Annotated in this window: 17 protein-coding genes; 1 reads left to right on the forward strand and 16 read right to left on the reverse strand. The window is 64.5% G+C overall.

The window, feature by feature from the left end; translation table 11 throughout:
- Positions 1-20: 20 nt before the first annotated feature.
- From amaB to AB4Z43_RS07355, 9 genes are all read right to left on the reverse strand, one after another.
- Positions 21-1,535 carry an L-piperidine-6-carboxylate dehydrogenase gene (gene amaB / locus AB4Z43_RS07315; protein ID WP_064981659.1) on the reverse strand — a complete coding sequence of 505 codons (1,515 nt, stop codon included), beginning with the start codon at positions 1,533-1,535 and terminating at the stop codon, positions 21-23.
- 187 nt (positions 1,536-1,722) lie between these two features.
- The gene (locus tag AB4Z43_RS07320) at positions 1,723-2,997 is read right to left on the reverse strand and encodes an RNA polymerase sigma factor (protein ID WP_064980704.1); all 1,275 of its coding nucleotides are present in this window, start codon (positions 2,995-2,997) and stop codon (positions 1,723-1,725) included.
- The gene (locus AB4Z43_RS07325) at positions 2,994-3,368 is read right to left on the reverse strand and encodes a YciI family protein (protein ID WP_064980706.1); all 375 of its coding nucleotides are present in this window, start codon (positions 3,366-3,368) and stop codon (positions 2,994-2,996) included. Before AB4Z43_RS07325 ends, AB4Z43_RS07320 begins: the two co-directional genes overlap by 4 nt.
- 99 nt (positions 3,369-3,467) lie before the next feature.
- Positions 3,468-4,559 carry a DNA topoisomerase IB gene (locus AB4Z43_RS07330; RefSeq protein ID WP_064980707.1) on the reverse strand — a complete coding sequence of 364 codons (1,092 nt, stop codon included), beginning with the start codon at positions 4,557-4,559 and terminating at the stop codon, positions 3,468-3,470.
- A gap of 104 nt (positions 4,560-4,663) precedes the next feature.
- Entirely contained in the window at positions 4,664-5,602 is a 939-nt protein-coding gene (locus AB4Z43_RS07335; RefSeq protein ID WP_019860912.1) for a glycosyltransferase family A protein, read from the reverse strand.
- A gap of 110 nt (positions 5,603-5,712) precedes the next feature.
- Positions 5,713-6,597: a transglutaminase family protein gene (locus tag AB4Z43_RS07340; protein ID WP_019860913.1), complete on the reverse strand. Its 885-nt coding sequence runs from the start codon at positions 6,595-6,597 to the stop codon at positions 5,713-5,715.
- Between the two features lie 67 nt (positions 6,598-6,664).
- On the reverse strand, positions 6,665-9,076 hold the full coding sequence (locus AB4Z43_RS07345) for a circularly permuted type 2 ATP-grasp protein (protein WP_019860914.1): 2,412 nt from the start codon (positions 9,074-9,076) through the stop codon (positions 6,665-6,667).
- Between the two features lie 6 nt (positions 9,077-9,082).
- Positions 9,083-12,442 (reverse strand): transglutaminase family protein, encoded by a 3,360-nt coding sequence (locus tag AB4Z43_RS07350; RefSeq protein WP_441936706.1) that lies wholly within the window; start codon positions 12,440-12,442, stop codon positions 9,083-9,085.
- 124 nt (positions 12,443-12,566) lie between these two features.
- The gene (locus AB4Z43_RS07355) at positions 12,567-13,763 is read right to left on the reverse strand and encodes an acyl-CoA dehydrogenase (protein ID WP_441936708.1); all 1,197 of its coding nucleotides are present in this window, start codon (positions 13,761-13,763) and stop codon (positions 12,567-12,569) included.
- 102 nt (positions 13,764-13,865) lie between these two features.
- Here AB4Z43_RS07355 and AB4Z43_RS07360 point away from each other — a divergent pair, with 102 nt between their 5' ends.
- Positions 13,866-14,777: a LysR family transcriptional regulator gene (locus tag AB4Z43_RS07360; protein ID WP_441936709.1), complete on the forward strand. Its 912-nt coding sequence runs from the start codon at positions 13,866-13,868 to the stop codon at positions 14,775-14,777.
- Here the strand turns inward: AB4Z43_RS07360 and AB4Z43_RS07365 are convergent, their stop codons facing one another.
- From AB4Z43_RS07365 to AB4Z43_RS07395, 7 genes are all read right to left on the reverse strand, one after another.
- Entirely contained in the window at positions 14,778-17,102 is a 2,325-nt protein-coding gene (locus AB4Z43_RS07365) for a Tex family protein (protein WP_441936711.1), read from the reverse strand. It lies immediately after the preceding gene.
- A 128-nt stretch (positions 17,103-17,230) separates the two neighbouring features.
- Positions 17,231-18,412 (reverse strand): serine hydrolase domain-containing protein, encoded by a 1,182-nt coding sequence (locus AB4Z43_RS07370; protein WP_441936713.1) that lies wholly within the window; start codon positions 18,410-18,412, stop codon positions 17,231-17,233.
- 33 nt (positions 18,413-18,445) lie between these two features.
- Positions 18,446-19,642 (reverse strand): serine hydrolase domain-containing protein, encoded by a 1,197-nt coding sequence (locus AB4Z43_RS07375; protein WP_441936715.1) that lies wholly within the window; start codon positions 19,640-19,642, stop codon positions 18,446-18,448.
- Positions 19,643-19,706: 64 nt separating this feature from the next.
- The gene (locus tag AB4Z43_RS07380) at positions 19,707-20,741 is read right to left on the reverse strand and encodes an ABC transporter substrate-binding protein (protein ID WP_019860923.1); all 1,035 of its coding nucleotides are present in this window, start codon (positions 20,739-20,741) and stop codon (positions 19,707-19,709) included.
- A 23-nt stretch (positions 20,742-20,764) separates the two neighbouring features.
- Positions 20,765-21,565 carry an ABC transporter permease gene (locus AB4Z43_RS07385; protein WP_019860924.1) on the reverse strand — a complete coding sequence of 267 codons (801 nt, stop codon included), beginning with the start codon at positions 21,563-21,565 and terminating at the stop codon, positions 20,765-20,767.
- Positions 21,558-22,478, reverse strand: coding sequence for an ABC transporter permease (locus tag AB4Z43_RS07390; protein ID WP_019860925.1), 921 nt, complete (start codon positions 22,476-22,478; stop codon positions 21,558-21,560). The genes AB4Z43_RS07385 and AB4Z43_RS07390 overlap by 8 nt, the downstream gene beginning before the upstream one ends.
- Positions 22,478-23,572, reverse strand: a complete 1,095-nt coding sequence (locus AB4Z43_RS07395) for an ABC transporter ATP-binding protein (RefSeq protein ID WP_441936718.1) — start codon at positions 23,570-23,572, stop codon at positions 22,478-22,480. The genes AB4Z43_RS07390 and AB4Z43_RS07395 overlap by 1 nt, the downstream gene beginning before the upstream one ends.
- Positions 23,573-23,615: the final 43 nt, after the last annotated feature.

Raw genomic sequence — 23,615 nt, forward strand, 5'->3', positions numbered from 1 at the left:
TTGGGCAGACCTCGGCGTTCTCAATCGATGTCGAACGAGACGCCCTGGGCAAGCGGCAGCGCCTTGGAATAGTTCACCGTGTTGGTGGCGCGCCGCATATAGGCCTTCCACGCATCGGAGCCGCTTTCGCGGCCGCCGCCGGTCTCCTTTTCGCCGCCGAAGGCGCCGCCGATCTCGGCTCCTGACGTGCCGATGTTGACATTGGCGATGCCGCAGTCCGAACCGTCGACACCGAGGAACCGCTCGGATTCCTGCAGATCGCGCGTGAAGATCGACGATGACAGGCCAGCACCCACCGCATTGTGCTCGTCAAGCACGGCGTCGAAATCGGAATATTTCATCACGTAGAGGATGGGCGCGAAGGTTTCTTCCGTCACCGGCGAGACTTGGCTTTGCATCTCGACCAGCGCCGGATGCACATAATAGGCATCCGGGTGGCCATTTTCGACGCGCGTACCGCCGGTCACCTTGCCGCCATGGGCCGTGGCTTCCGTCAATGCCCTCTGCATGGCGTCAAAGGCCGCCTTGTCGATCAGCGGCCCGACCAGCGAAGAGGTCTCCAGCGGATTGCCGACAGACACGCTCTGATAGGCCTTCTTCAGCCGCGGCACCAAGGCATCGTAGACGCTCTCATGCACGAACAGGCGCCGCAGCGTCGTGCAGCGCTGGCCGGCGGTGCCCATGGCGCCGAAGGCAATCGCCCGCAGCGCCATGTCGAGATCGGCGGTCGGGCAGACGATGCCGGCATTGTTGCCGCCGAGCTCCAGCACCGCGCGGGCAAAGCGCTTGGCCAGACGCGGGCCGACGTCCCGGCCCATGCGGGTCGAGCCGGTGGCCGAGACCAGCGGCACCTTGGGATGGTCGACCAGGATTTCGCCGACGGCGCGGTCGCCGATCAGCACCGGCGCCAGCCCCTGCGGCGCGTCGGCGCCGAAACGCTTGACCGCGCGCTTGAAGATCGCCTCGCAGGCAAGTGCGGTCAGCGGCGTCTTTTCCGAGGGCTTCCACACCACCGCGTCGCCGCAGACGAGCGCCAGCGCCGCATTCCACGACCATACCGCGACCGGGAAGTTGAAGGCGGAAATAACGCCGACCACGCCCAGCGGATGCCAGGTTTCCATCATGCGATGGCCCGGACGCTCGGTGGCGATGGTCAGGCCGTACAATTGCCTGGACAGGCCGACGGCGAAATCGCAGATGTCGATCATCTCCTGCACTTCGCCCAAGCCTTCGGACGGGATCTTGCCGACCTCGATCGATACCAGCCGGCCAAGCTCGGCCTTGTGCGCACGCAACTCCTCACCGAGCAGCCGCACCAGTTCGCCGCGCTTCGGGCCGGGCACCAGCCGCCAGGACTGGAACGCCTTGTGGGCGGCATCGATGGTCTTGGCCGCATCGGCCGGCGAGATGGTCTTCAGGGCCGCGATCTGTTCGCCCGTCACCGGGCTGTGCACGATCAGGTCGCCGCCGACTAGCGCGTCCTTGGCCACACCCAGTTTCGCCAGAAGCTCGGCCGTTTCCTTCGCTATGGTCATTTTTGTCCCTTTCAGATCCGTCGTCATCATATGGCGTCGGGTCAAAGCCTCGCGCCATCTCGCCCGCGTACCGAAAAGGCACTTCAGGCACAGTCATGGCGTGGCCTTACTCGTTTCGAGGGAAAATCGCCACCCCGGCATGGTCTAAGCCCGGGCGACACGATTGAGCCAGATGGGCAAACGCGGCTCAGTTGGCCTTTTTCGCCGGCACGCGCACGGCGCCGTCCTTCATCAAACGGTCGATATGCATGCGGATATGGGCTGCTTCCGCCGCCGTGTTGGCCAGCGCGATGGCGCGGTCGAAGGCGACCCGCGCCTCCTCACCCCGGTCGAGCTGCATCAGCAGCCCGCCCTTGAGGCCGAAGAAGTGGAAATAGCCGGAAAGCCTTTCTTCCAGCGGCTCAATCATCGCAAGGGCGGCTTCCGGGCCGCGTATTTTCGAGACCGCCACCGCGCGGTTGAGCGTGATGACGGGCGACGGCTGCATCTGCTCGAGCAGGCCGTAGAGCAGGTCGATCTCCACCCAGTCGGTGTCCTCGGCCTTCTCTGCCCGGGCATGCAAAGCGGCGATCGCGGCCTGCACCTGGTAGGGACCGGGCTTGCGATGGCGCAACGCCTTGTCGACCAGCGCCAGCCCCTCGTCGATCATCTTGCGGCTCCACAGGCTGCGATCCTGGTCCTCGAGCAGCACGATCTCGCCGTCCGCGTCGAAGCGGGCCGGCGCGCGCGCATGCTGCAGCAAAAGCAGCGCCGTCAGCCCCATGATCTCCGGCTCGGTCTGGAACAGCCGCAGCAACAGCCGGGCGAGCCGGATCGCCTCCTCGCACAGCGGCGCGCGGGCCGGCGCCTCGCCGCTGTTGGTCGAATAGCCTTCGTTGAAGATCAGGTAGACCATCGCCGCCACCGCGGCGAGCCGCTCGGAGCGCTCGGCAGCGCCCGGCGTCTCGAACGGCACGCCTGCGTCGGCGATGCGCGCCTTGGCGCGGGTGATGCGCTGCTCCATGGCGCTCTCGCCGACCAGGAAGGCGCGAGCGATCTGCTTGACGGTGAGACCGGAGACGATACGCAGTGCGACCGCGATCTGCTGCGTTGCCGGAAGGTCAGGATGGCAGCAGATGAAGAGCAGCCGCAATATGTCGTCGCGATAGTGCGCGCCGTCCAGCCGCTCGGCGATGTCGCTCTCGGCGTCCTCCAGATCGGAGATCTGGTCCTCTTCCGGCATCGGCGCCTGCTTGGCGCGCTTGCGCACCGCGTCGATACCGCTGTTGCGGCCGACGAAGATCAGCCAGGCCGCCGGGTCGCGCGGCGGCCCGTTCTGCGGCCAGTTCTTCAACGCCCGGAGACAGGCATCCTGGAAAGCTTCCTCCGCCGTATCGAGATCGCGGAAATAGCGCAGCAGCGCGCCCATTGCCTGCGGGCGAGCAGCGCTGATCGCGGAGCTGATCCAGGCAAGTTCGGTCATACGACCACCTTAGTGGGATTGAACACCGAGACCGGCCGGATCTCATAGGATCCGCCGCTCGGGTTGACCTCGGAGAGCTCACGGGCGAATTCGACGGCCTCGTCGAGATCGGCGCATTCGAGCGTGTAGAAACCGAGGAACTGCTCCTTGGTCTCGGCGAACGGCCCATCGATGACGACCGATTCGCCTTTCACTTTCCGCAGCGTCGTCGCCGCTGTCGTCGGCAAAAGCCGCGCCACCGGGCCAAGCCGGCCAGCCTTGGCGTACTTGTCCTGAACGTTGATGAGATTGGCCATGACTTCGTCGTCCTGCGCCTTGCTCCAGGAGCTGACGACGTCTTCGGAGGCATAGCAGAGTATGGCGTAGAGCATGGTCGGTCCTTTTCTGTATCAAAGGACGAAACAGTATGACCGATCCCGACACGACGTCGATAAAAAAAGACGGATAGAGCGACCGTCAATTGCCGCCAGTCACCGTTCGTGCGTCTTCAACCATCTCAGCACGAGCGCTTCCTCGTCATCGAGACCCTCCATGGGCCGCTTGCGCTTGTTGGCTTCCGCCATTTCTGCCAGCAGCCGTCCCTGCGACCAGGCTTCGAAAACCTGCGGATGAATATAGCACTTGCGGCAGACAGCGCGCGTGTTGCCCAGCCGCTCGGCCACCTTGTCGATGACGCTGTTCATCACCCGCTTTTGCTGGGCCTTGGCTTCGGGCAGCTCCGTCTGCGCAAACAGCGACGCGGCATGGATGGTGCCGCCCCAGGTGCGAAAATGCTTGGAGCTGAACGCATCGCCGGCGGCGTCCCTGATGTAGCGGTTGACGTCGTCGGAGCGGACCGGGCGCCTGTTGCCTTCCTCGTCGAGATACTGGAACAGTTTCTGGCCCGGCAGGTCCTGCGCACCCCGCACGATGCCGGCGATACGGCGATCGACCAGCTTCAGTTTCCATTCCTTGCCGGACTTGCCCTTGAAGGCGAAGCGCAGGCTCGATCCCTTGATATCGACATGGCGGTCGCGCAACGTCGTAAGGCCGAAGCTCTTGTTGTCGCGCGCATAGGCGGCATTGCCGACGCGGATCATCGTATTGTCGAGCAGCCAGACGACCGCGGCGACGACGCGCTCGAACGGCAGGCCGTGGCGGCGCAAATCACCGTCGATCGTGCGCCTCAGCTTGGCCAGGCTTTCGGCGAAGGCAACGAGGCTCGAATATTTGGCGCCGTCGCGCTCTTCGGCCCATTGCGGATGATAGCGATACTGCTTGCGCCCCCGCTGATCCCTGCCGGTCGCCTGGATGTGCCCGTCGGCATCCGGCGATATCCACACATCCGTCCATGCCGGCGGAATAACGATCGCCTCGATACGCGCCCTGGCGGCATCCGAGACCGCTTTCCCGTCCGGTCCCTTGTAGGTAAATCCCTTGCCGGTCTTCAGCCGGCGGATGCCGGGCTCGGCATCGCTGACATAGGTCAGCGCGGCGTGCTCAGCCGCGCTTTGCGCCCCGTTCTTCGGGGCAACGGCGCCGTCGGTTGGCCGGCCGTGCGGCAATCCGGATGTCTGCAGCATGTAAGCTCCACGCAAATATGCGTAGATAAGCTGTTGGCCGACAGCTGGTTCCACGCCGCGCGAAAGTCGGCTGGCCGCGATAAGCGAATGGCGGAACCTTACGACTACAAGACGCCCTGCAGTTCTACCCGCGGCGCCGACAGCCGGCGTCGCACCGCGAGCTTGAGCCTGTAACGCAGGCAGCGCCAGGCTTCTGACCGCCGCTTTGGCGCGGCCGCGGCCACTGCCAGGAAGCGCGCGGCGACGTCGAGGTCGCCACGTGCGTAGTGGACGCGGGCGATCTTGAGGGCGACAAGCCCTTCCCTGGTCTTGAGCGCCGAGACCGGGATGCCGCAATCGGTGAGCGTACGCAATTCCCGGCGCCACTCCAGGAAGCGCCGCACCGGGTTGATTGCGAAGCGGTCGTCGGAACGAGCCGGCGAAACCTCATAGACCATGACGGGTTGCGGAATCATGGCCAGCGAAGCCTTGCTCATCAGCCGCGCCCAGAACAGCGTGTCCTCGTCATAGGCAAGGCCCACCGGAAACCGTGTATCGCCGATCAGTTGCCGGGACGCCAGCACGCTGCCCACGGCGACGGAGCGTATGTCGCCTTTCACATAGGCCGAAGCATTTGCCAGGCACGCAGCCTGATAGCCGTTCGGCACCTTGATCTGCCGATCCTGCCCGTTCACCCGCCGCCGGTAGGCGCCGACGATCATGCCGGCTTTCGGCTGGTTCTCCGCCTGCCGCAGCAGCGCGCGCAATCCGCCCTGAAGATGCAAATCGTCGGCGTCGATCAGATACACCCAGGGATGGAGCGCCTGCGCCAGCGCCACGTTACGGGCGCCGCCGGCGTCGCGGCATTCAGCCGGCAGCACACGCAGCGGCAAAGACAATTGCGCCGCTGCCTGCCGTGCCACATCAGCCGTGTTGTCAGTCGATGCATCGTCGACCAGCAGGATCTCGCCGATGACCTCGGCCTCACTGCCAAGCGACGCCAGCGTTGTCGCGATCGTGGCCGCCGCATTGTAAGCAGGGATGACGACGCTGACCGCTTTCAATTACAAGACCCCGCGCCCGCGCCGAAACGAACAGAGATTAGCGGCCCCTTGGATGTTTGAGAAGTCGCTTCGTCCACGCAGCGGAACGCTTCGCGCTTCTCAGCGCGCTTTCATACCTTCTCGAGCGCAACCGGAATAACGTCGACGGCCTGCTCGCCGACCTGTCCGCCAGTGGTCTTCAGCACGCCGACGATCGGCGCGACGTCGGAATAGTCGCGGCCGTAGCCGACGGTGATATGGTCGTTGCTGGCCCGCATGCCGTTGGTCGGGTCGAACTCCTGCCAGCCGGCGTCACGCCCGCACCAGACCTTGACCCAGGCATGCATGGCGTCGGCGCCTTCCAGCCGCGGCTTGCCCTTGGGCGGGATGGTGCGCAGGAAGCCGCTGACATAACCGGCCGGAATGCCGAGGCCGCGCAAGCCCGCGATCATGATGTGCGAAAAATCCTGGCAGACGCCGCGCTTCAGCCTGAAGGCATCGCTGGCGCGGGTCCGCACCGTGGTCGCCTCGCCGTCATAGGTGAAATCCCGATGGATGCGGTTGCACAGATCCATTGCCGTGCCGGCGGCCGAGGTGCCGACGCTGTCCTGCGCATAGGAAGTGATCGCCGCATCGATGCCGGAGTGAGCGCTTCCCGCCAGAAAATGGTGCGGCGAGTCAGACGCCAGCGACCGCACCGCGGCCAGTTCCTGCCGCAGCCGCCCGATATCGGGCGACACGTCGAGCCCCGGCTCCGGCCGCGACACCGAAACGCGTGCACTCATCCTGATGTCGAGCGCGTCATGCGCGTCGCGAAAGGCAATCGAAGTGACGTTGTTGCCGAAGAAATCCGAGAAATCCGACCGTTCATTGGGCGCCGGGGCAAAAGACAGGGAAGCGGCAATGACGCGCTGCACGCCCGATATCGTCGATGGCAGCACGCGGATCTGGTGGCGACCGCCGCCCGCCGCCGCTGCATAGTCGTAATGGAGATGAAGCCTGATGTCGTAAAGCATGGACTACTTTTCTTGTTTTGCCGCAGGTTCTTGCCGCAAAACCGTGAGACACTTTTGCGGAACCTGCTTAGCCGAAATAGGCTTTGGCGAGGCTGTTGTAGAGACCGCCGATTTCATAGGCGAGTTCGTCCAGCGCCTTTGCCGTCATGTCCGAAGGCTCCTTGATGGCTATGGCCGTGTTGAGCTGCAGGATCTCCTTCGCCGCCGGCGACATGTGCCCCTCGCCGCCGACCGACGGCAACAGGCCGATCTCGGCCTTCAGCCTTTCCAACTGGAACAGGATCGAGCGGGGATTGAGCGGGTCGAGCGCCAGAAGATCGATCACCGTGCGCCGGCCGGCCTGCACCGGATATTGCCGGCGATGGGTCATGACGCTGTCGCCGATCTCCAGCATCATGTCGAGCGCGCCGTCCGGCGCCTTGGGGCTGGTCAGCCGGGACAGCGTGCGGGCGATCTGGATGCCGCGTTCCAGCCGCCGGCCGATCTCAAGGAACCGCCAACCGGCGAAGCGGTACATGTTCTCATGCAGCAGGCCGGAGAAACCGGCGAGCTTGCGCAGGATCACCGTCATGGCCCGCGTCGCGTCATCGCCCGGCGCCACCGTCGTCGCGAACTGGTGGATGGTCTTCGACAGGTCCTTGAGCGCCAGCCAGCCGTCGGGGGAAAACCGGTCGCGGATCTGGCCCGCGCTATAGACGGCGCTGTCGAGCGTGCCGATCAGCCCTGACGGGATCGCCGTCTCGACGTCGATGCCGAACGGTTCGAGATAGTCCCTGACGTCGGCCAGCAACGGCATGTCTGGATCGGAGGTCTCGGCCAGCCGCACGTGATAGGCGCGCAGGATGCGCACCGTGTCTTCCGAACGCTCGATATAGCGGCCGAGCCAGGTGAGGTTTTCCGCAGCGCGGCTGGGCAGGCTGCCCGGCCTGGTGCGCGTGAAGCTGTCGCCCTCTTGCGGCAGCAGCGTCTCGCGCTCGACGGGCCTGTCGCTGACCACCCAGACGTCGGCCGCCTGGCCGCCGCGCTGCATGGCGATCGCCGTCGGATCGAGCGACAGCCCGACGCGGGCGAACCCGCCTGGCATGACCGTCCAGCCCTCGGGCGTGCGCGCCAGATAAACGCGCAGGCTCGCCGGCCGCGGCTCCAGCCAGCCGCCGACAAAGACCGGTGTCGTCGACAGCGTCACCGCTTCCTGGCCGACAAAGGCGCCGCCATCGCGTTCGATGCGCGCCACCAGCTCGGCCCGCTCCCCGGCCGACAGCGTCGAGCCGAGCGTGGTCTGGCCATCATCCTCGAAGGCGAGTCTCGTCGACAGCGCCGGGCCGACCACCATGCGGTCGATATTGGCAAGCACATGGGCGCGTTCGGTCGCCTGCCCGCACCACCATGTCGCGACGCTCGGCAAGAGCAGCTCCTCGCCACGCAATTCGCGCGCGATCTTGGGCAGGAAGGCCAGCAGCGCCCGTGTTTCCATCAGCCCTGAGCCGAGCGCATTGACGGTCGCAACCGCGCCCCGGCGGATGGCTTCCACCAGCCCCGGCGTGCCGATCTGCGAATCCGACCGCAATTCGAGCGGATCGGCGAAGGCGGCATCGAGGCGTCGCCACAACACGCTGATCGGCATCAGGCCTGAAACGGTGCGCACCATCAGCCTGCCGCCGGAGACGGTCAGGTCCTCGCCTTCGAGCAGCATGATGCCGAGATAGCGGGCGATATAGGCGTGTTCGTAGTAGGTTTCGTTGAGCGGCCCCGGCGTCAATATGGCGACGCGGCCTTCGCTTTCCCTGGCCATGCCGATCAGCGCATCGCGGAAACGGCGGAAGAAGCCGGCCAGGCGATGCACATGCATCTCGCCATAGATATCGGACAGCGCGCGCGTCGTGGCGACGCGGTTCTCCAGGGCAAAGCCGGCGCCCGACGGCGCCTGCGTACGGTCGCCCAGCACCCACCACTGGCCGTCAGGCCCACGGCCGAGCTCGAAGGCGCAGAAATGCAGGTAATGGCCGCCGGCCGGCGTGGTACCCACGACAGGCCGCAAATATTCGGGGCTGGCCGCGATCAATCCCGCCGGCAGGATGCCTTTTTCGATCAGCCGGTTGCGTCCATAGATATCGGCGATGGTTTCCTCGAACAACTCGGCGCGCTGCACGAGACCGGCGCTGATCGCGGCCCATTCGCTGTCCTCGATAAGCAGCGGCACATGCGCCAGCGGCCATTCGCGCTCATTGGCGCCGGCCTTGTCGTAGACGCGGTAATAGACGCCGGCATCGCGCAGATACTGGTCGGCACGGGCGAAACGCTGGCCGAGCTTCTCGGCACCGAGATCGTCGAGCGCCTCGATGAAATGCTTCCAGACCGGACGGGGATTGCCTGCGGCGTCGACCATCTCGTCGACGACGCCGTCGATGGGCTGGTAGTGCTCCAGCAGGCTATGGATCTGCGGCTTGCCGCGTATCCTCTTGTGATTCCCCTTTGCCATCGCTGATCAGAGTCTTGCCGGTCGCCTGAGGTCAAGGGTCATCGGGAAATCTTCCGCCGGTTGTTCCTCGCGCAGCACATAGGCCGATGGTGTATGGCCGCGCGGTTCGAAGCGGGCGAGCCGCCGCGCCTCCGCCTCGTTGCCGTTGACCGGGAAGGTGTCGTAATTGCGGCCGCCGGGATGCGCGACATGGTAGACGCAGCCGCCGATCGCCCTTCCCGACCAGCGGTCATAGATGTCGAACACCAGCGGCGTGTTGACCGGCAGCGCCGGATGCAGCCCCGAAGCCGGCTGCCAGGCTTTGAAGCGCACGCCGGCGACCGCGACCTCGCGGTTATCGGTCACCTTCATCGGCACGATACGGCCGTTGCAGACGATGGTATGGCGTTCCGGGTTGAGGCCTTCGGTCTTGACCTGCAGCCGCTCGACCGAGGAATCGACGAAGCGCACGGTGCCGCCGATCGCGCCCTGTTCGCCCATGACATGCCATGGCTCCAGCGCCTGCCGCAGCTCGAGCTTGATGCCGGCATGCTGGACCTCGCCGCAGAACGGGAACCGGAATTCGAGCTGCGCATCGAACCATTCGGGACGGAACTCGAAGCCGTTGAGCTTGAGGTCGTCGAGCACATCGAGGAAGTCAGCCCAGACATGATGCGGCAGCATGAAACGGTCGTGCAGAGAAGTGCCCCAGCGTACGAAGCGGCCGTCGAGCGGGTTTTTCCACGCACGTGCGATAATGGCGCGAACCAGAAGCTGCTGCGCGAGGCTCATGCGCGCATTGGGCGGCATCTCGAAGCCGCGGAACTCGACCAGTCCCAGCCGGCCGGTCGGGCCATCCGGCGAGAACAGCTTGTCGATGCAGATTTCCGAGCGGTGGGTATTGCCGGTGACGTCGGTCAGCAAATTGCGGAACAGCCGGTCGACCAGCCATGGCAAGGGGGCCGCGCCCTGGTTCGGATGCGGCACCTGCGCCATGGCGATTTCGAGTTCGTAAAGCGAATCGTGGCGCGCTTCGTCGAAACGCGGCGCCTGGCTGGTCGGGCCGATGAACAGGCCGGAGAACAGATAGGACAGCGACGGATGCCGCTGCCATTGCAGCACCAGGCTCTTCAACAGATCAGGCCGGCGTAGGAACGGGCTGTCATTGGGCGTCGCACCGCCGACCACGACATGGTTGCCGCCGCCTGTGCCGGTGTGGCGGCCATCGATCATGAACTTGTCGGCGCCAAGCCGCGTCAGCCGCGCCTCCTCATAGATCGCCGTGGTCGTCGCCACGCAATCCTGCCAGTTGTAAGCCGGATGGATGTTGACCTCGATGACGCCGGGGTCGGGCGCCACACGGATGACGTTGAGACGCGGATCGTGCGGCGGCCCATAGCCCTCGATATGCACGGGAAGACCGATGGCACGCGCCGCGTTCTCGGCGGCAGCGACCAGTTCGAGATAATCCTCCAGCGCCTCGACTGGTGGCATGAACACACACAGCCGGCCGTCGCGCGGCTCGACGGAGAGCGCGGTGCGCACCGCGCCGCCGATCTCGGTGATCTCCTGTTCGACCCGGTCCTGCTGGCCGGTCGCGGCGGTGAACGACGCCGCCTGCTGGCGGCGCGCCATCTCGTCGGCGCCTTCCAGTTCGGCCGGCGCCGCAGCGGGCAGGATCGCCTCGCGCGCCGGCAATGGGCCGCGCGGCAGCGACGGGTCGACCGGCACGATGTAGGGGAATTGCGCCGGCGGCACATAGGGCAGTGTGCCCAAGGGCAAGCGGTAGCCGACCGGTGAATCACCGGGCACCAGGAACAGCCGCCCGCGTCGCGTCTTCCATTTCTCCGAACGCCAGCGCGGTCCCGACGCCTGGCTGTTCCAGCGCTGCACGGGCAGCACATAGCCCGACGGTTTGGTCAGCCCGCGCTCGAACACTCTTGCCATGCGGCTGCGCTCTTCCGGGTCCTCGAGCTTCGAATTTGACGGATCGACATTTTCGGGCAGCTTCCCTTCCTTGAGCAGCCACTCGGCCGGATCCTCATAGGCTTCGCTGACCATGGCCTTGTCGATGCCGAGCTCGCCGGCAATCGCAGTCAGCAGGCTTTCGGCCTGTTTCGGGCCGACATCCGCCGAACTCTTCTCCCGCGCGATCAGCGACGGATCGCTCCACACCGGCTGACCGTCGGCACGCCAGTAGAGCGAGAAAGTCCAGCGCGGCAGGCTCTCACCAGGATACCATTTGCCTTGTCCGTAGTGGAGGAAGCCGCCCGGCGCGAAGCGTTCGCGCAGCCTGCGGATCAGCGCATCGGCTTTTTCGCGCTTGGTCGGACCGACAGCGGCGGTGTTCCATTCGGCGGACTCGAAATCGTCGATCGACACGAAGGTCGGCTCGCCCCCCATCGTCAGCCGCACATCGCCTTCGCCAAGTGCCGCATCGACCTTGTTGCCGAGTGCGTCGAGCGCCTGCCAGCTTTCGTCGGAGAATGGCTTGGTGATGCGCGGATGCTCGGCGATGCGGTCGACCCGCATGTCGAAGCCGAACTCGACATTGGCAAAGCTCGCCATGCCGGAAATCGGTGCAGCGTTGCGGAAATGCGGGGTTGCGGCAAGCGGCACATGGCTTTCGCCGGTGAGCAGGCCCGAGGTCGGGTCGAAGCCGATCCAGCCGGCACCTGGAAGATAGACCTCGCACCAGGCATGCAGATCGGTGAAATCGACCGATGTGCCGGCCGGACCGTCCAGCGCGATGAGATCGGGCTTCAGCTGGATCAGGTAGCCGGAGACGAAACGCGCGGCGATGCCGAGATTGCGCAGGATCTGCACCAGCAGCCAGCTCGAATCCCGGCACGAGCCCTTGCCGGCGGCCAGCGTTTCCTCCGGCGAGAACACGCCGGTCTCCATGCGCACGATATAGGCGATCTCGCGCTGCAGGCGCGCATTGAGGTCGACGAGAAAATTGACGGTGTTTTTCGCGCTGGTGTCGATGGTTCTCAGGAAGGCCGAAAGCAGCGGCCCTGCCGGCTCAGGCGTCCGGTAGATCGCGAGATCGTCCCTGATCTCTTCCGGATATTCGAACGGGAACGTCTCGGCCGACGGCTCGACGAAGAAATCGAACGGATTGTAGACCGTCATGTCGGCGACGAGATCGACCTCGATCTTCAATTCCGTCACCGGCTCGGGGAAGACGAAGCGGGCAAGGAAGTTGCCGTAAGGATCCTGCTGCAGATTGACGAAATGGTTCGCCGGCTCGACCTTGAGCGAATGGCTCAACACCTTTGTCCGGGAATGCGGCGCCGGCTGCAGCCTGATGATCTGAGGCCCGAGAACCACCGGCCGGTCGTATTTGTAATGGGTCAGATGGTAGACGGCTGCCAGAATTGCCATGGGGCCCCGGAGATCGGCGTTTCAAACGAATTCGCCGAACCCTGACACATCTGCTGGCCATTCTCCAAGCACAGATGTTGCGGTGCACCTAATTTAAGCAGCTGAAACCAGCTTGAGGCATGACTTAGAAGAACGCCTGAATGCCCGTCTGCGCCCTTCCCAGGATCAAGGCATGCACGTCATGCGTGCCCTCATAGGTGTTGACCGTCTCCAAATTCTGCGCGTGGCGCATGACGTGGTACCCGATCTGGATGCCGTTGCCGCCATGCATGTCGCGGGCCTGGCGGGCGATGTCGAGCGCCTTGCCGCAATTGTTGCGCTTGACGATCGAGATCATTTCCGGCGCCATCTTGCCTGCATCGAGCAGCCGCCCGACGCGCAAGGATGCCTGCAATCCCAGCGCGATCTCGGTCTGCATGTCGGCGAGCTTCTTCTGGTAAAGCTGCGTGCCGGCCAGCGGCTTGCCGAACTGCTTGCGGTCGAGACCATATTGGCGGGCGCGGTGCCAGCAATCTTCCGCCGCACCCATCGAGCCCCAGGAGATGCCGTAGCGAGCCCGGTTGAGACAGCCGAACGGGCCGCCAAGGCCCTTGGCGTTCGGCAGCAGCGCGTCCTCGCCGACCTCGACGCCTTCCAACACCACTTCACCGGTGATCGACGCGCGCAGCGACAGCTTGCCGCCGATCTTCGGCGCCGACAGCCCCTTCATGCCCTTTTCCAGCACGAAGCCGCGGATCTCGTCCTTGCCGTTCTCGCCCTTCAGCTTCGCCCAGACGACGAACACGTCTGCGATCGGCGCGTTGGAAATCCACATCTTCGAGCCGCTGAGCTTGTAGCCGTTCGCCGTCTTCTCGGCGCGTGTCTTCATGCCGCCCGGGTCGGAGCCGGCATCCGGCTCGGTCAGGCCGAAACAGCCGATCCACTCACCGCTGGCAAGCTTGGGCAAGTACTTCTTGCGCTGCTCTTCCGAGCCATAGGCGTGGATCGGATACATTACCAGCGACGATTGCACCGACATCATCGAGCGATAGCCGGAATCGACGCGTTCAACCTCCCGCGCGACCAGCCCGTAGGTCACATAATTGGCGCCGAGGCCGCCATACTCTTCCGGGATGGTAATGCCGAGCAAGCCGGCCTCGCCCATCTCGCGAAAGATGCCGGCATCCGTCTTTTCATTGAGATAGGCATCCTCGATGCGCGGCGCGAGCTTGTCGGCGGCGAAGGCCGCCGCGCCGTCGCGCACCATGCGCTCTTCTTCCGAAAGCTGGTCCTCGATCAGGAAAGGGTCTTCCCAGACGAATGCATTCTTGTCGGCGGCCATGACTTGTCGATCCTCAAACGGGTGAAGCCCGGCTTATCGGCCCGCAGCCTTAAAAAATCAAACGAAATTGATTCACGGATCAATGAGCTTTAGGAATAGATCATGAGTGTCCAGCGCCGCCTCCTGCCCAATATCAGTGCCCTCGCCGCCTTCGAGGCGGTGGCCAGGCTTGGGTCTTTTACTGCCGCTGCTCAAGAGCTGGATCTGACCCAGGGCGCGGTCAGCCGGCAGATCAGGTTGCTCGAAGACCAGTTCGGCCGCCGCCTGTTCGAGCGCGACAGCCGCAATGTCCGGCTGTCGACGGCTGGGGAAATCTACGCCGAAGCAGTGCGTTCGGCGCTTGGCCAATTGCGCGACGCGGCCCTTGGATTGATGAGCAATCGGCATAGTGGCATCCTGAACCTTGCCATTTTGCCGACCTTCGGCACGCGCTGGCTGATGCCGATGATCCCCGATTTCGTCGAGAGCAATCCCGACATCACCATCAACTTCGTCACCCGCGTCGGCCGCTTCGACTTCGCCAGGGAAAGGCTGGACGCTGCCATCCATTACGGCCTGCCGGACTGGCCGGAGGCCGATTCGACACTGCTGGTGCGCGAAACCGTCGCGCCGGTGGCGTCGCCCGAATTCCTCGCAGGCCGCGCCATCGCCACGCCGGCCGATATTGGCCGCCTGCCGCTGTTGCACATGGCGACGCGACCCGGCGCCTGGACCGAATGGTTCGAGCATCAGGGCCTGAGCGCGCCGGCCGGACCAGGCATGCAGTTCGAACAATTCGGCACCGCCGCCCAGGCCTGCTCGGCGGGGCTTGGCATCGCGCTGCTGCCGCTGCTCCTGATCGCGGGCGAATTGCAGCGCGGCCAGTTGGTGCCGGCGCCCGGCCAGCCCATGCAAAGCCGTAGCGCCTATTACCTCGTCGTCCCGCACGACAAGCGCGACCATCCCCCCGTCGCCAGCTTTCGCGACTGGCTGCTGGAGCAGGTTGAGAAGGAGCCGGCTGTTCTGGCCTGGTAGCTACTTGCGCTTCAGCGCATCCGCCAGCGCCGCACCGAAGGCCCCCTGCTGGGCCGGCCGTTCCGGTTGGCGTTGCGGCGCTGGCGTGCGCGGCGTCGGCCTACCGCCACCATTGTCGCGCGGCCCACCACGCGACGCACCACCCTCGCCGCCATCCTTGCGCATGGAGAGCGCGATGCGCTTGCGCTTGATATCGACGTCGACGACGCGCACCTTGACCACATCGCCGGCCTTGACCACTTCATGCGCGTCCTTGATGAAACGGTCGGCCAGTTGCGAGACATGCACCAGCCCATCTTGATGGACGCCGATATCGACAAAGGCGCCGAAGGCCGCGACATTGGTCACGGTGCCTTCCAGCAGCATACCGGGCTTCAAATCCTTGATGTCGTCGACGCCGTCGGCGAAGGTCGCCGTCTTGAAGCCGGGGCGCGGGTCGCGGCCGGGCTTTTCGAGTTCGGCCAGAATGTCGCGCACCGTCGGCAGGCCGAAACGCTCGTCGACGAAGACACGCGGATCGAGCGCCTTGAGCGCGGCACTGTCGCCCATCAGCGAGCGCACATCGCGGCCGCAGGCGGCGACGATCTTCTTGGCCACGCCATAGGCTTCCGGATGCACCGATGAGGCATCGAGCGGCTCGCTGCCATTGGCGATGCGCAGGAAGCCGGCGGATTGTTCGAACGCGCGCGGTCCCAGCCGCGGCACCTTCAGAAGGTCCTTGCGGCTGGCGAAGGGGCCGGTCGCATCGCGATGCGCGACGATGGCGTCGGCGAGCGATGCGCCAAGGCCCGAAACCCGCGCCAAGAGCGGCGCCGAGGCGGTGTTGAGATCGACGCCGACCGCGTTGACCGCGTCCTCGACCACCGCTTCCAGCGAGCGGCCGAGCCGGTACTGGTCGACATCGTGCTGGTACTGGCCGACGCCGATCGATTTGGGTTCGATCTTGACCAGTTCGGCCAGCGGATCCTGCAGGCGGCGCGCAATCGACACCGCGCCGCGCAGTGACACGTCGAGGCCGGGGAATTCGGCCGCCGCCGTCGCCGACGCCGAATAGACCGAGGCGCCTGCCTCGCTGACGATCACCTTGAGCGGCTTCGGTCCGCCGTCGGGAGGCATGTCGGAGAGCATGTCCGCCACCAGCTTCTCCGTCTCGCGGCTGCCGGTGCCGTTGCCGATCGAAATCAGCTCGACCCTGTGCAGGCGGATGAGCTTGGCGAGTTCGGCCTGCGTGCCGCGCACATCGTTCTTGGGCGGAAAGGGATAGACCGTCGTCGTCGCCACCAGCTTGCCGGTGCCGTCGACCACGGCCACCTTGACGCCGGTGCGGATGCCGGGATCGAGCCCCATCGTCGGCCGCGATCCGGCCGGCGCGGCCAGCAGCAAATCCTTCAGATTGCGGGCGAAGACATGGATCGCCTCTTCCTCGGCCCGCTCGCGCAGGTCGCGCATCAGATCGAGCGTCAGGTGCAGCGAAAGCTTGATGCGCCAGGTCCAGCCGGCGACCTCCATCAGCCAGCGGTCGCCGGGCAGGCTGGCGCCGATCGCATAGGCGTTGGCGATCATCCGTTCGACCGGTTTCACCGGCGACGCATCGTCGGCATCGACCTCGATGTCGAGCGACAGCACCTCTTCGTTGCGGCCGCGCAGCATGGCCAGCGCGCGATGGCTCGGCACGTTTGCCCAGCGCTCGACATGGTCGAAATAGTCGGAGAATTTGGCGCCGGCCTCCTGCTTGCCGTCGACCACCCGGGCGCGCATGAAGGCACGGTCCTTCATGTAGGTGCGCAGTTTGCCGACCAGATCGGCATTCTCGGCGAACTGCTCCGACAGGATGTCGCGCGCGCCTTCAAGGGCTGCCTTCGCGTCGGCGACCTCCTCGGTGACATAGGCCAGCGCCAGTTCGGCGGGCACCAGCGCGCGGTTCGCAAGGATGGCCTCGGCCAGCGGTCCCAGCCCACGCTCGCGGGCGATCTCGGCCTTGGTGCGGCGCTTCGGCTTGTAGGGCAGATAGATGTCTTCGAGTTCCGCCTTGGTGGCGGCGGCAGCGATCTTGGTTTCCAGGTCCTCGGTCAGCTTGCCCTGCTCACGGATTGAGCCGAGGATGGTGTCGCGGCGGGCGTCGAGCTCGCGCAGATAGGCGAGCCGCTCGGCAAGGTCGCGCAACTGCGTGTCATCGAGCCCGCCGGTCACCTCCTTGCGGTAGCGCGCCACGAACGGCACCGTCGCGCCCTCGTCGAGCAATTCGATCGCCGCCGCCGCCTGCTCGGGCCGCGCCTTGATCTCTGCCGCGATAATGGCTGCGATGCGCTTGATGTCGGATGCCATGTCGTTCCTGCTCTCATCAAAAGAGCGGCGACCATAGGCGCAGACGCCTGTCTCGCCAACCGCGACGTTTTCAACCGTCGCGGGCGGTCCACAGGAAAGCATGCGGCAACGAAGCCGCGCCCGACGGGTCAGACCAGTTGGGTCAGCGCTTCGAAGAACGCTACAATCTCGGCATCGAGCGGATCGTCGACCGGCACCGGCTGCGACGACATCTTGGCGATGACCACCTCCGCCTTCGGATCGACATAGAGCCATTGGCCATGAATGCCGATGCCGCAATAGGCGCCGCTCGGCTTGCCTGTCTGGTACCATTTGTTGCGATAGCGGCCATGGGGGAACAGGAAAGCCATCGTGCCACGCTGCCAGGCCTCCGCACTGCCGCCGGTGCTGACGGTATCGCGCACCCAGGCCTCCGGCACGATGCGGCGGCCATTGGCGGTACCGCCTTGCCGCATCATCTCGCCGATGCGCGCCAGGTCGCGCGGCGTCACCGAAATGCCGCCGGCGGTGCGCGCCGTGCCTTCCATGTCGACGCCGATCGAGGCCTCGCTGACAGCGCCAAGCGGCAGCCACAGCTTCTCGCGCATCAGGTCGCTGAAGCGCTGGCAGGACGCGCGCTCCAGCAGCAGGCCGAGCAGGTCGGAATTGGGCGAGCGGTAGCGAAAAGTCTGGCCGTGCGGCTCGGCAAGTCGCTGCAAGGACAGGATGAATTCGCGCAGGCTTTCCGTGCCGCCACCCGGGTTCCATAGCGTGGCGCGGCGATAGCGGGCAAAGGCGCTTTCCGGATCGAGATAGGCCTCTTCGAAATCGAGGCTGACGCTCATGTCGAGCACATGGCGCGTGCTCGCATCGCCATGGGCCGAGCCAGCGGCTTCGGGAATGTAGGTCGTCACCGGCGCTTCCGGATCGAACGCCCCCTCGCCTTCCAATATGCCGGCTATAATCGCGGTCACCGACTTGCTGATCGAGAAGATGATGTGGCGGGCGCCGAAATCCATGTGCGGCGCGAACCAGTCGCCGATCACCTTGCCGCCTTTCATCACCGTCAGCGCGTCGGTGGTGGAGCGTATGAGGAATTCGGCGACCGTCTCCGGCGCGCTGGCAACCGAAACCTTTTCGCCGAGCAAACCACCGAAATCCATCGCTTGTGCCTCGGCACCAGCCGACGCCGCGGCCACGCGTGCCGTCGGCACCAGTTCGCCAAGGTTCTGGAACGACCATCGGTTGAACGGGCTTTCGCGCCAGTTGGAAAGCAGCACCTCGTTGCGGCGGAAGCCGTAGCGAATCTCGAACGCGGTCTTGCCGGTCATGGCGTTTCCTTCAACGTCGTTTCTTGTGGGGGCTTAGAGCAGCGCGGCGGCGATGGCGTGCACGGCCTTCAGCGTCGCCGTGGAGTAGGCGAGATTGCTGAAATCCGGCCAGGTCGAAAGCTTCACCACGACCATTCCCGTGTTCCAGTCGATATGGATCATCTGCCCGAACACGCCCCGGCACATCAGCGCGCGCGAGGCGGGGTTCTCGATCCAGAACTGGTTGCGGTAGCTGCCCTGCGGCAGGCTGGCGGAGAAATCAGGGCCATGCCTGCCATTGCGTGTCGCCTCGATCCAGTCGGCCGGCACGATGCCGCCGCCATTGTCGAGGATCATCTGGCCGAAGCGGCCGTAGTCGCGCAGCGTCGCGTTGAAGCCGCCATCGGCCAGCGCATAGCCGGCGCTGTCGACGGTGAAACAGGCGCTTTCGTCGGCGCCGAGCTTTTGCCAGAGTTCCTCCGACACCAGCTGCGCCAGCCGCTTGCCCGTCACCCGCTCCATGATGAAGGCGAGCACGTCGGTCTCGATCGAGCGGTATTCGAACGCCGCACCATGCTGGCGGATCGTGTCCTTCAAGCCCAGGATCAGCTCGAACATATGCGAGGGCCAGCGGAAGTCCGGATCGCTGCCCGGCGGCACCGGCTTCCAGCCGGTGGCGACATCGACCTGGCCGATGTCGGAATAGCGGTCGGTATACTCTTCGGAAAAACGCACGCCCGTCGTCATGTCGAGCACATGCTGAACGCTGGCGCCGGCCCAGCCTGTGGCGCCGAGTTCCGGCAAATAGTCGGTCACCGGCCTGGCCGGATCGATCAGGCCTCGCCCGGCCAATATGCCGAACACCGAGCCGGTGATGGACTTGGCCATCGACTGCGACAGATGCAGCGTGCGCACGTCCATGCCGTTGAAATAGCGCTCATAGGCGATCCTGCCGTGCTTGAGCACGAGGAAACCATCCGTATAGGTCTCGTCCAGCAACCCGGAGAGCGTCGAGGGCCTGCCCTCGCTGTCCTCGACCGGCAGCCCGTCGAGATCGACCTCGGCGCGTTCGAGCCGATGGCGATGGCCATTGCCGCGCCAGACTTCGGCGGTGGGCAGAATTTCCCTGATGTGCTGGAACGCCCAGCGGTTCCACGGCGGCCGGTCCCAGTCGAGCTTCGGCGGCACCATGACTGGCGGCGAGCCCTGCATGATCGGCGGCCGCGGATCGCTGTTGCGATAGGAGTCCATGAAAGGCCATTCCCGGAAAAGAAAAGACCCGGCGGTGTGTGCCGCCGGGTCTGGCATGCAGTGATTATTTCTGCAGTTCGGTCCAGATCTTGGTGTAGAGTTCCTGCGTTTCCGGCGCGCACATCTTCTGGAATTCGCCTTTCGGCTTGGCGTCGGCCGGAATGACGACTTCCGGCGCGTCCTTCATGTCAGCCGGCATGTATTTGTCCGAGCCGGTGATGGCGTTGGCGTAACGGTGGAAGGCCGAGAGGCCAGCCGCGTTTTCCGGATCCATAATGAAGTTCTGGAACAGCTTGGCGTTCTCGACGTTCTTGGCTTCCTTCAAGACGACGACATTGTCGCTCCACAGGCCAAAGCCTTCCTTCGGATAGTTGTAATGGATGGCCGCATTGGCCAGACGCTGGCGCAGCGCCGAGCCGTTCCAGTCGCTGGTTGCCTTGAAGTCGCCGGCACCCATCTTTTCGATGGTGTTGTATTCCATCGCGATCCAGTTCGGCTTGGCCGCCACCAAAAGGTCGCGCACCTTCTTCAGCACCGCCTTGTCGTCGGTGCATTGCTGGCCGCCGACATATTTGATCGCCGCAAAGATGACGTCATTCATCTCGGGAACGACGTTGACCTTGCCCTTCAGCTCGTCGGGCGTGTTGAAGACGATGCCCCACGTATCGGCCGGCCCCTTGTAGGCATCGGTGTTGACGACGACGCCGATCGTGCCCCAGGCCCACGGCACCGAATATTTGCGGCCCGGATCGAATTCGGGATTGGCCCATTCCGGCGCAACATTCTTGAAGTTCTCCATCTTGCCCGGATCGGTCTCGAGCAGGAGGCCTTCCTTGATCCAGATCGGGACGTAGGTCTGCGACGGCACGGCGATGTCGAAGCCGGTGCCGCCCTGCCGGATCTTGGCAAGCGCGGTGTCGTTGGAATCGTAGTCGGTGATGGTCACCTTGATCTTGTATTTGTCTTCGAACTTCTTGATCACGTCGGGGCTGGTGTAGTTGCCCCAATTGTAGATGTTGAGCACGCCCTCGGCGCGGGCGAGGCCCGTCGAAGCGAGCAGCGCCAACCCCATGGCGGTCGCCGTTGTCTTCCAGTTCATCGTTCTAACTCCCATTTTCAGGTTCAGTCTCGTTTCCTGCTGACGAAGAAAAACAACGTGACGATCGCGACCGAAAGCAGCAGGAAGGCGGTCGATATCGCGTTGATCTCGGGTGTGACGCCACGGCGGATCTGGCCGAGCATGTAGGTGGGCAGCGTGTCCTGGCCGCCCGATTTGACGAACTCGGTGATGACGACGTCATCGAGCGAGATGACGAAGGCCAGCATCAGGCCGGCAAGGATACCGGGCCACAAAAGCGGCAGCGTGATACGGCGGAAGGTCTTCCACGGGGTCGCGTAGAGATCGGCCGCGGCGCGCTCGAGCGTCAGGTCCATATTCTCCAGCCGCGCCCGGATCGGCAGATAGGCGAACGGAATGCAGAACGCCGTATGCGCGGCGATCAGGTAACCGAGACCGGAATAGCCGGTGAAGATCTTGATGCGCGAGAAGAAGATCAGCAGCGCCACGCCGGTGACGATCTCGGGCACCATCAGCGGCTGGTTGATTGCCGCATATTTGAAGGTGAGTCCGGGATAGGGGGCGGTGCGCGTGGTGGCGAGTGCCGCCATCGTGGCGAAGATGGTCGACAGCACCGCCGCGATGGCACCGATCTGGAACGAGCGCAGCGTTGCGTCGATGACCTGCGTGTTCTGGTAGGCCGACTGGAACCATCTCAGCGAAAAGCCGCCCCATTCGGATGTCGAGCTCGCCGCGTTGAAGGCGTAGAGGACCAGCACGATGATCGGCAAATAGAGCACGACGAAGCAGGTCGCCGCGATCGCCGTGAAGCCCGGCTGGTGCTTGATGGAGAAGTTGCTAGCCATGACGCACCCCTGACTTGCCGGCGTTGCGCACATAGGCAAGCAACGCCAGCATGACGATGACCATCACCGTGATCGACAGCGCCGAGCCAAGCGGCCAGTTGCGTCCTTGTCCAAACTGCAATTCGATCAGGTTGGACAGCATCATGTTCTTGCCGCCGCCCAGCACGACCGGCGTCACATAGGCGCCGAGTGCCGGAATGAAGACCAGGATCGAGCCGGCAATGACGCCGGGCTTGACCAGCGGGAAAATGATCTTCCGCAGCACTTTGAAGCGTGTCGCGTAGAGATCATAGCCGGCCTCGACCAGGCGGAAATCGAGCTTCTCCATGCTGGCGTAGATCGGCAGCACCATCAGCGGCAGGTAGACATAGGCCATGCCGATCAGGATCGCGGTGTCGGTGTAGAGGATCTGGATCGGCGCCGAGATGATGCCGAGCTTGAGCAGGATCGTGTTGATGATGCCTTCGTTGCGGATGATCTGCAGCACCGCGAAAGTCCGGATCAGGAGGTTGGTCCAGAACGGGATGGTGATCAGGAACAGCCAGAGATCCCTGGTCTTCTCGCTGCGCGTCGCCATGAAATAGGCGGTCGGGAAACCGAGCGCCAAGGTCGCCAGCGTCGTCACCACCGCAAGCTTGATCGAGCGCCAGAAGATGGTGACATGCGCCGCCGCAAGCGAAAGCGTGTCGTCGAAAATGTCACGTTCCATGAACACCGACACCCAGGCATCGGGTGAAAACTGCCATTTCACGTCGCCATAGGCGCCGGGCGTCAGGAACGAGTAGACGAGCACGATCAGCAACGGGCCGGTCGCGGCGAGCAGGATGACCAGCAGCGCCGGTGCTGACAAAAGCCAGCGGTCACGGACATCACGCCGTTCCGCTGCCTTGGCGACTTCTTCCGCGGTGGCCATCAGTCCCTCAGCACTTGCGCGGCGTCGTTGCCGATCAGGATGCCGACCTTGTCGCCGCGCTCGAAACCGCAGCCTGCGCTGCGTGTGTTCTGCTGGCGCACGGTGAAGGCCTCGCCGCTGTCGAGCTGGACATGGATATGCGTGTCGGTGCCGAAATAGACGATGTTCTCGACCGTACCAGACAGGTCTCCCTTGTCCTTGGTCAGCTTGGCATGCTCGGGCCGCACCACCACCGTGGCGTTGTCCTTCGGCTGGAACCCTTCGGCAACGGTCGCCTCGATGGTCGTCCCGGATTTGAGCGTCGCGCGTGTCTTGCCGTTGCTGGTGCCCGATATGGCGGCGGTGAGGAAGTTGGTCTCGCCGATGAAGTCGGCGACGAAGCGCTCCGCCGGCTTGTCGTATATATCCCAGGGCGAGCCAACCTGCAGTATCTTGCCCGACGACATCACCGCGATGCGGTCCGACATGGTCAGCGCTTCTTCCTGATCATGGGTGACGAAGATGAAGGTGATGCCGGTCTCGTGCTGCAGCCGCTTCAACTCGATCTGCATCTCCTTGCGCAGCTTGTAGTCGAGTGCCGAGAGCGGTTCGTCGAGCAATAGCACTTTCGGCTGCGGCGCGAGCGCCCGGGCCAGCGCCACGCGCTGCTGCTGGCCACCGGAAATCTGGGCCGTGCGGCGGCCGGCCAGCGCTTCCATCTTGACCAGCTTGAGCATCTCGGCGATGCGCGCCTTGATCTCGCCCTTCGGCTTGCCGAGCATCTCCAGGCCGAAGCCGATATTGTCGGCAACCGTCATATGCGGGAACAGCGCGTAGGACTGGAAGACGGTGTTGACCGGCCGCTTGAAGGGCGGCAGCGGCGCGATGTCCTGACCGTAGAGCAGGATTTCACCGGCGGTTGGAAAGTCGAAGCCGGCGATCAGTCGCAGAAGGGTCGTCTTGCCGCAGCCGGACGGTCCCAGCAGCGTGAAGAACTCGTTCTCGCGAATGGATACCGACACCTTGTCGAGGGCGGCGACCTGCCCCTCACCCGATCCGAAAATTTTACTGACGTTTACTACTTCAATCGCATTCCGATCCGGTTTGTCCGGCACGATTACGCCTCACTGTTGACCCCGCTCTTGCTGGCGGAGCTGT

Source organism: Mesorhizobium sp. 2RAF45, assembly GCF_052115225.1.
Lineage (GTDB): Bacteria > Pseudomonadota > Alphaproteobacteria > Rhizobiales > Rhizobiaceae > Mesorhizobium > Mesorhizobium jarvisii.

Excerpts from the sequence above, each read along its gene's own strand:
- AB4Z43_RS07350 (WP_441936706.1), bottom strand. The coding sequence starts at position 12,442 with ATGGCAATTCTGGCAGCCGTCTACCATCTGACCCATTACAAATACGAC.
- AB4Z43_RS07375 (WP_441936715.1), bottom strand. The coding sequence starts at position 19,642 with ATGGACTCCTATCGCAACAGCGATCCGCGGCCGCCGATCATGCAGGGC.
- AB4Z43_RS07385 (WP_019860924.1), bottom strand. The coding sequence starts at position 21,565 with ATGGCTAGCAACTTCTCCATCAAGCACCAGCCGGGCTTCACGGCGATC.
- AB4Z43_RS07355 (WP_441936708.1), bottom strand. The coding sequence starts at position 13,763 with ATGGCCGCCGACAAGAATGCATTCGTCTGGGAAGACCCTTTCCTGATC.
- AB4Z43_RS07370 (WP_441936713.1), bottom strand. The coding sequence starts at position 18,412 with ATGACCGGCAAGACCGCGTTCGAGATTCGCTACGGCTTCCGCCGCAAC.
- AB4Z43_RS07390 (WP_019860925.1), bottom strand. The coding sequence starts at position 22,478 with ATGGCCACCGCGGAAGAAGTCGCCAAGGCAGCGGAACGGCGTGATGTC.
- AB4Z43_RS07360 (WP_441936709.1), top strand. The coding sequence starts at position 13,866 with ATGAGTGTCCAGCGCCGCCTCCTGCCCAATATCAGTGCCCTCGCCGCC.
- AB4Z43_RS07330 (WP_064980707.1), bottom strand. The coding sequence starts at position 4,559 with ATGCTGCAGACATCCGGATTGCCGCACGGCCGGCCAACCGACGGCGCC.
- AB4Z43_RS07365 (WP_441936711.1), bottom strand. The coding sequence starts at position 17,102 with ATGGCATCCGACATCAAGCGCATCGCAGCCATTATCGCGGCAGAGATC.
- amaB (WP_064981659.1), bottom strand. The coding sequence starts at position 1,535 with ATGACCATAGCGAAGGAAACGGCCGAGCTTCTGGCGAAACTGGGTGTG.
- AB4Z43_RS07380 (WP_019860923.1), bottom strand. The coding sequence starts at position 20,741 with ATGAACTGGAAGACAACGGCGACCGCCATGGGGTTGGCGCTGCTCGCT.
- AB4Z43_RS07325 (WP_064980706.1), bottom strand. The coding sequence starts at position 3,368 with ATGCTCTACGCCATACTCTGCTATGCCTCCGAAGACGTCGTCAGCTCC.
- AB4Z43_RS07320 (WP_064980704.1), bottom strand. The coding sequence starts at position 2,997 with ATGACCGAACTTGCCTGGATCAGCTCCGCGATCAGCGCTGCTCGCCCG.
- AB4Z43_RS07345 (WP_019860914.1), bottom strand. The coding sequence starts at position 9,076 with ATGGCAAAGGGGAATCACAAGAGGATACGCGGCAAGCCGCAGATCCAT.
- AB4Z43_RS07340 (WP_019860913.1), bottom strand. The coding sequence starts at position 6,597 with ATGCTTTACGACATCAGGCTTCATCTCCATTACGACTATGCAGCGGCG.